Source organism: Desulforadius tongensis, from assembly GCF_016907915.1.
Classification (GTDB): Bacteria; Bacillota; Desulfotomaculia; order Desulfotomaculales; family Desulfohalotomaculaceae; genus Desulforadius; species Desulforadius tongensis.
The window spans coordinates 90,001-96,918 of sequence record NZ_JAFBCW010000009.1; the positions used below are offsets into that span (position 1 = coordinate 90,001).

Consider the following 6,918-nt stretch of genomic DNA (forward strand, 5'->3'; position numbering starts at 1 on the left):
TTAAATCCAGGTAAATAGTAATATATTATTTCCGTTTTTTTGTGATACTATAAAAAACTATTTATTAAAGGGGTGATATTACCATGGCCAGGCAAAAAATATTATCCACGGCAGCAAAACATCTGCTGGCCAGGGAAATGGGTGTAGAACACAAAATAATGGGGGCCACTTCAGACTACGGCAATTTAACTTCCCGGGAATGTGGGTATTTTGTAAAGCTGGCCGTTCAAAAGGCTGAAGAAAACATGATTTAATTATAAAAATAGCGTAAAACACACTCCTATAAAAAAACCGGCCCCATTTGCAAGAGCGTTCACTCCTGTAAATGGATGCCGGTGTTTTTATTCTCTGATAATGCCGCTTTGTGCCGTTTATCCCAGTTCCTCTGCCAGCTGGGCACCCCGCTCCAATGCTTCCCGGTTGGCGGGAATCATGTTGTGCCTTCTGGGGGGAAGCACTTTTTTCAGCGATTCCACCACCGATTCAATGGTTACAATGCCGGTGAGCTTAATTAGAGCCCCTAAAATAACGCTGTTGGCCACCCTGGGATTCCCTATTTCTTCAGCTATTTGGTTGGCCGGTATTTTTAATACCGTAACGTCATCCCGCTTAACGTCCTGCTCCACCAGCGATGAATTGATGAGAATTCTCCCGCCGGGCACCACTGCCTTTTCAAATTTTTCTAAAGCGGGCCGGGTCATCACTATTAATGTGGTCGGTTCGGTAACCAGCGGGGAGCTGATGGGCTCATCAGATATGGTAACACCGCAGTTAGCCGTGCCGCCGCGCATTTCCGGGCCATAGGAAGGAATCCAGGCCACATGTTTATCTTCAATCATTCCGGCATTGGCCAGCAGCTGCCCGGTGGACAGCACGCCCTGGCCGCCAAAACCGGCAATTAAAATTTCTTCTAACATTTTATTTCACCTCCGCCGGCTCTTTATATATGCCCAATGGATAATAGGGGATCATGTTTTCTTCCAGCCACTTTAGTGCTTCGTTGGGCGGCATTCCCCAGTTGGTGGGACAGGTAGACAGTACCTCCACCAAGGCAAAGCCCTGGCCGCTGATCTGTACTTCAAAGGCTTTTTTAATGGCCTTTTTGGCTTTATTTACATGGGTTGGATTGTGCACCGACACCCTGGCCACATAGGCCGCACCATCCAGTGTACTTAACATTTCCGCCACTTTAACAGGAAAACCGGCCTGTTCTTTATCCCGGCCCTTGGGAGTGGTGGTGGTTTTTTGTCCCAGCAGTGTGGTGGGAGCCATTTGACCGCCGGTCATACCGTAAACAGCGTTGTTGACAAAAATAGTGGTAAATTTTTCCGATCTGGCAGCAGCATGTATTATTTCTGCCGTACCGATGGATGCCAAATCACCGTCCCCCTGGTAAGTGAAAACCACGCGATCCGGCAGTGAACGTTTGATACCTGTGGCCACCGCCGGGGCACGGCCGTGGGAAGCCTGAAACATGTCCACATTAAAGTAGTTATATGCAAACACTGAGCACCCAACGGGGCAGACACCCACCGTGTTGTCAGCCACACCCAGCTCATCAATTACTTCAGCCACCAGGCGATGAATGATGCCGTGGGTACAACCGGGACAGTAGTGGAAGGGTTTATCAGTTAAAGCCTTGGGCCTGGTAAATACTTTTTTCATCATTACTCCCGGTCACCTCCATCCACCAGTTTTTCTATTTCGGCCAGCACGTCAGACACCAACGGCACCACACCGCCGGTCCGGCCGTAAAAATATACCGGGCACGTACCGTTTACCGCCAAACGCACATCTTCTACCATTTGACCCATGCTCATTTCCACCGTTAAGAAACACTTGGCAGTCTCTGCAGCCCGGGCTATTACACTCCCAGGGAAGGGCCAAAGTGTAATGGGGCGAATTAAACCCGCTTTAATTCCTTTCGCCCTGGCCTTGTCAACTGCGGATTTGCAAATTCTGGCCGCAGTACCGTAGGCGGTAAGTACAATTTCCGCCCCTTCCAGCTGGTACTCTTCCCACATTTGTTCTTTGGCCGCAATTTGAGCATATTTAGCAAACAATTTTTTATTGATGTTTTCACAATCTTCCGGGTCAATGTACAGGGAGTTAATTATATTGGGTTTACCCCGTCCCCTCATGCCGGTGGCCGCCCAGGGTTTAGCGGCTTGTTTAACTTCTTGTATTTCACCCAGTTCCACCGGTTCCATCATTTGCCCCAGTATACCGTCTCCAAGCAGCATCACCGGGGTTCTGTACTGGTCGCCTAAATCAAAGGCTTTGGCCATTAGGTCAATTATTTCCTGTACCGATTCCGGTGCCAGCGTAATGAGCTTGTAATCACCGTGGCCACCGCCTTTGGTGCTCTGGAAGTAATCACTTTGGGCCGGGGCAATGTTGCCCAATCCCGGGCCCCCACGCATTATGTTAACTATAACGCAGGGCAGTTCAGCACCCACCAGGTATGAAATACCCTCCTGCATTAATGAAAGACCGGGACTGGAACTGGAAGTCATCACTCTCATGCCTGCGCCGGCGGCACCATATACCATATTAATTGCCGAAACTTCACTTTCAGCCTGCAAAAACACCCCGCCTATCTCAGGCATTCGCTTGGCCAAATAGTGGGGCAGCTCACTCTGGGGTGTAATGGGGTAGCCGAAGAAATGCCGGCAGCCGGCCCTGATGGCCCCCTCGCCTATGGCTTCGTTACCCTTCATCAGTATTTTACTCACGCTTCTGCCACCTCTCTTTCCACCTCTATAACTACGTCAGGACACATTCTGGCACACATGGCGCAACCTTTGCATTTTTCCTGCTCTACCACCGTTGCGGGGTGAAAACCCATGGCGTTGATGTGTTCCGCCAGCACAATAATTTTTTCGGGGCACACTGCTATACATAACTCGCAGCCCTTACAGCGTTCTTCTCGAAATGTAACCCGCGCCAACTGTACAACCTCCTTTGGATTATGTTAACTAACTGGTTGATTTTAAAAATTTGCTATTTATATAAAGACAACCGGTTGATTGCCTTTATTCTCTTTTCCAAGGGGGCAGCATATAAAAATCCAGCGGTAATATTTTATGTAAACCTTCTTTCCGCAGCCGGGGCACTATTTCCCTGCGGGCGGCGGTAAAGGCCACCGGCAGACCTAACTTGTCTGCTGCCTGCCGCACCACTTTTTCACCGTTCAATACCACCTGGGCGTCGGTTTCCGCACCCAAATTGGTGTTGTTCACCAGAGCAGTGGCTTTAAGATGGGCACTTTTTTCAATACTATGAAGCATTTTATGTATATCCTCCACCGTTCCGGTTAGGGGGCGGCAGGCATTAACCACAAAGTAAAAATTAAACCGTCCGGTAGGCAGGTAAGGTTTAAACCGACCCAGCGCAACGGCTCCCACATCATCACCGCCCACATCGCAGACGCAGTAACCGTCTTCAACCTGCAGAGCACCGCGAATGGCCGGTGACAGGGCAGGCACATCGGCATTGGCCAGCTCTGCTGTTGGACAGACCACATTTAACCCGGCTCCCGCCAGGCAGTCCCTGGCCAGCCTGGTGCGAAAGTAAGGGTTAATAATGTCTAAATCCACCAGGGAAACTTTCTGCTGCTGCCGAAGCAGGTTTAAGGCAAAATTTATAGCAATTTCCGTTTTGCCGCTGCCTAAATTGCCGGTAAAAATAGTTACCGGGCGTGGTACAAGTTCCATTTACAACACCTACTATCCTGAAAAATGTTATCCTGCTAAGCCGGTAGCTTTTGTAATGTTCGCTGAAATTCCTTCGCCGGCCAAACTTAGCGCTGGGTCTGCCGCTTCCGGCAGGGCCCCCGGCATATTCGTCGTCCGTGACTCAGATACCGGTGCCGCACTTCCTGTGCGGCCCCCTGCCTTCACCGTCATCCCTCGCTTAGTTTGGCAGCGGCTCATCCATAAACGTTCACTTGTACAAAAGACCACCTGCTTTTCATCCTCTGTTGGTGCCATTTATGGCATGAATGTCTACCCTGAAAAATGTTATTTTAAAACTAAAGTTCGACGTGAATTCAGAAAATACCTTTAAATTATTTTGGTTAAAAAATGTCCGAATACTGACACCCAGTATTCGGACACTATTCCCGTCCCAGCTTATCTAAGTAATTTAGTATTTTATTACCGGCAATGACTTTAGTCAAGGAATATTTTTCAGTAAACAGGTGAAAGAAAATCAAAAAGCCGAGATAAATTAATTTTGCGGCACTGTCAAATGACCAGGCAGCAGTAACGCCAATGGTTAATCCCAAAGCATTGGATCCGGTATCGCCCATCATGGTTTTGGCTTTTAAATCCCAGGGCAGATAAATTAACAAACTGCCCGTTATCAACGCCAGGGGCAGTATATCATAACTCCCCCATGACAGTATTATAATCACCACCGCCAATAATAAAAAGCCCTTTCCCGCCCTGCCCGGGCGCAAATCCAGCAGGTTGACGGCATTAATAGAAAGAGCAATAATTAAAGTGCTTACTATTATGTTAATAATTGAAACGTCCAAACCAAATTTTCCCCGGTAGTCAATTAAAGTAATCAATAAGGCCAGCACACCACCCCCAAGGGCTTTCAGCCCACCGGTGGTTAATTCTCCTTTTAACAGGGCCTTAAAATGGCCCTTTAAACCGGATGCCTGACGGTTACCCAGCGTGTCATCCACAAAGCCCAAGAAGGTAATAACAGATAGGCCCAGTATAAATATTGTTCCCCTATTTCCCAGCAGACCGGGTAACAGCAGGTAATCCACCGTTAGGGCAATTAAAGCTGTCAAAAGAAAGATAAAACCCACTCCCACCGGAATGGGGTCACCTTTAAAGTTAGGCCGGACAAATTCAGAACGGTACACCATTTTTACCACCGGTGAGGTTACTATACCGGCAGCGGCAATGCCCAATATAAGGTTCAGTAAAAACAGCACTGCCGGGCTTAAATTATCAGTGGCAAACAATAATCAAGCACCTACCCTTAGTCTTTAAACTGAAATTCAAATACCGCCGGCACCGGTTTAACGACTGGGCAGTTTGCCGTACCGCAGCATACAAAAGGCCAGCTCTTTGGCCACATGTATAAACTGCCTGCCCCGGTGCTTAAACCCGGCCCAGTCCCGGCCGGTTTCGGCATGGGTCATTTGCACCGGAACCTCCATTATTTTATAACCCAACCGGGCTACCTTTATGGTTAAACCAACTTCTACCCCGTAACCGGAGGCAAAGGGCATAATATCCTCCGCCACTTTACGGGTCATAGCCCTTTGACCGGATAGCGGGGCTTCCACCTCTATACCGGCAAAATACCGGATGCCGGCCCGGGCCAACCCCTTTACCAATCCAAAACCGGCCTTTTTGTTGGAGCGGGGAAACTTAGCCACCGTCATATCGACATTCCCTTCCAGAACAGGCAGCAGCAGTTCCCTGCCCTGGCGGGCAGTATCACCTAAATCGCCGTCCATCAGCAGCAGTACTTCTCCCACTGCTTCCTGCACACCCCGGGTTAACGCGCCGCCTTTGCCCAAATTTGAAGCTAATTTTATTACCCGGGCTCCCGCTTGTTCGGCTTTCAAAGCGGTATCATCCTGTGAAGCATCGTCCACCACTATTACCTCGGTAACTTCCGGAATATTCTTGGCCGCGCTGACGGTGTGATATATGTACTTTGATTCATTATAAGCAGGTATAACCACCGACACCGGGGGATAATTACTCATTGTTTACCGCCTCCGGATTATCCAGGGTAGGCAGCAGGCGCTTTGCGGTGGGCTTTTCCCCATAATGCCCGGGTTTGCCGCTCATGGCGTAAACCAAAGCCAGCTGACCCGCTGCTGTTTCTATGTTATCCACCGTACTAATATTAAATCTCTGATAATCTTTCATATATGAGTATGTAACCCCGGACTCTTCAACCCCAAAGACCGGTATTCCATGGGCTAGAAAATAATCAATTATCACATTATCTATCACTTTTGTTTTAATTAGTGACTTACTGGTGCTTCCACCCACCACAATCACCGCGTTCAGCGGCACCCCATACTCGCCAACGCTCTTAATCAGCTCTGCCTGGGCTAAAGTGTTTAACACCACCTGTTTTTCACCGGTGGAAATTCCTTCAGCCAATATCCTGGATAATTCTTTAATCACATCATTTTCCTTACCATCCTGCAGACCTAAAGCGGCCGCAAGTTCATCTTTCCGGTTCCCCAAACTTAAGCCGTTCAATATCGTTGTAATAGAAGAAACTTTAGCCCCGGCCTTTTCCAGCGTATTGAGCAGCTCATCTCTTAACCCGTAGTTGTTGGTTTCAATAATGGCTACGTTTTGACCGGCCAGTTTACCGGAAACAAGAGCCGGCAGTACCTGTTTTTCAAACTGCTGCTGGATGGTTCTGTCTACTTCCATTTCGTTCAGCTTAGCCTGTACTGCCTTGTTTTCTAAACGGATTTCCTGCAATTGCTGTTCCAACCGGTCGGTAATTTCTTTTTGCTGCTGTACAATGGCATCGTTACCTAAGAGTGCACTTCCAATAATAATTCCAATTCCCAGGGCTAAAAACACTGCCACCAGGGTAACAATGTGATAGCGGAAGTCTAATATCACTTTTTTACCTGGTTTCTAAAACCTATCAAAAGCTAACAAAAGTTAAGCAATGATAGAGTTTTTCACCCGTTCCGAATAAAACGGGCGGCAGCGTCACAGGCTTCAACTGCTAGGTCATACCCTTTCGGATATGCAAAGGGTGAGCCATTCCAAAGAATGTCCCGCCGTTGAACGCGAGGTTCAGCCGTACTACCCTGAGAGAGGTGTTACCTCTACCTGAAATAGTTTTCCGTCTCTGCGCCCGACTTTCACTGCGTGTCTTTGCGACACTTCATCGACGAAAAATCTAAAA

The 6,918-nt window shown here is 48.3% G+C and carries 9 protein-coding genes; 1 reads left to right on the forward strand and 8 read right to left on the reverse strand.

From position 1 onward, the window contains the following. Positions 1–83: 83 nt before the first annotated feature. Positions 84–254 (forward strand): alpha/beta-type small acid-soluble spore protein, encoded by a 171-nt coding sequence (locus JOC37_RS05330; protein ID WP_204616869.1) that lies wholly within the window; start codon positions 84–86, stop codon positions 252–254. A gap of 117 nt (positions 255–371) precedes the next feature. Here the strand turns inward: JOC37_RS05330 and JOC37_RS05335 are convergent, their stop codons facing one another. The 8 genes from JOC37_RS05335 to JOC37_RS05370 form a co-directional block, all read right to left on the reverse strand. Continuing rightward, positions 372–917: a 2-oxoacid:acceptor oxidoreductase family protein gene (locus tag JOC37_RS05335; RefSeq protein ID WP_204616870.1), complete on the reverse strand. Its 546-nt coding sequence runs from the start codon at positions 915–917 to the stop codon at positions 372–374. 1 nt (position 918) lies between these two features. Further along, positions 919–1,668, reverse strand: a complete 750-nt coding sequence (locus JOC37_RS05340; RefSeq protein WP_420797276.1) for a thiamine pyrophosphate-dependent enzyme — start codon at positions 1,666–1,668, stop codon at positions 919–921. Continuing rightward, a complete protein-coding gene (locus JOC37_RS05345; protein WP_204616871.1) occupies positions 1,668–2,735 on the reverse strand; it encodes a 3-methyl-2-oxobutanoate dehydrogenase subunit VorB in 1,068 nt (355 codons plus the stop codon). The genes JOC37_RS05340 and JOC37_RS05345 overlap by 1 nt, the downstream gene beginning before the upstream one ends. After that, positions 2,732–2,950, reverse strand: coding sequence for a 4Fe-4S binding protein (locus tag JOC37_RS05350; RefSeq protein WP_204616872.1), 219 nt, complete (start codon positions 2,948–2,950; stop codon positions 2,732–2,734). Before JOC37_RS05350 ends, JOC37_RS05345 begins: the two co-directional genes overlap by 4 nt. Positions 2,951–3,035: 85 nt before the next feature. Then, a complete protein-coding gene (locus JOC37_RS05355; protein WP_204616873.1) occupies positions 3,036–3,716 on the reverse strand; it encodes a hypothetical protein in 681 nt (226 codons plus the stop codon). A 401-nt stretch (positions 3,717–4,117) separates the two neighbouring features. After that, on the reverse strand, positions 4,118–4,984 hold the full coding sequence (locus JOC37_RS05360) for a hypothetical protein (protein WP_204616874.1): 867 nt from the start codon (positions 4,982–4,984) through the stop codon (positions 4,118–4,120). A gap of 57 nt (positions 4,985–5,041) precedes the next feature. Continuing rightward, entirely contained in the window at positions 5,042–5,740 is a 699-nt protein-coding gene (locus tag JOC37_RS05365; protein WP_204616875.1) for a glycosyltransferase family 2 protein, read from the reverse strand. Next, entirely contained in the window at positions 5,733–6,626 is an 894-nt protein-coding gene (locus JOC37_RS05370) for a copper transporter (RefSeq protein WP_204616876.1), read from the reverse strand. The genes JOC37_RS05365 and JOC37_RS05370 overlap by 8 nt, the downstream gene beginning before the upstream one ends. Between the last annotated feature and the right edge of the window lie 292 nt (positions 6,627–6,918).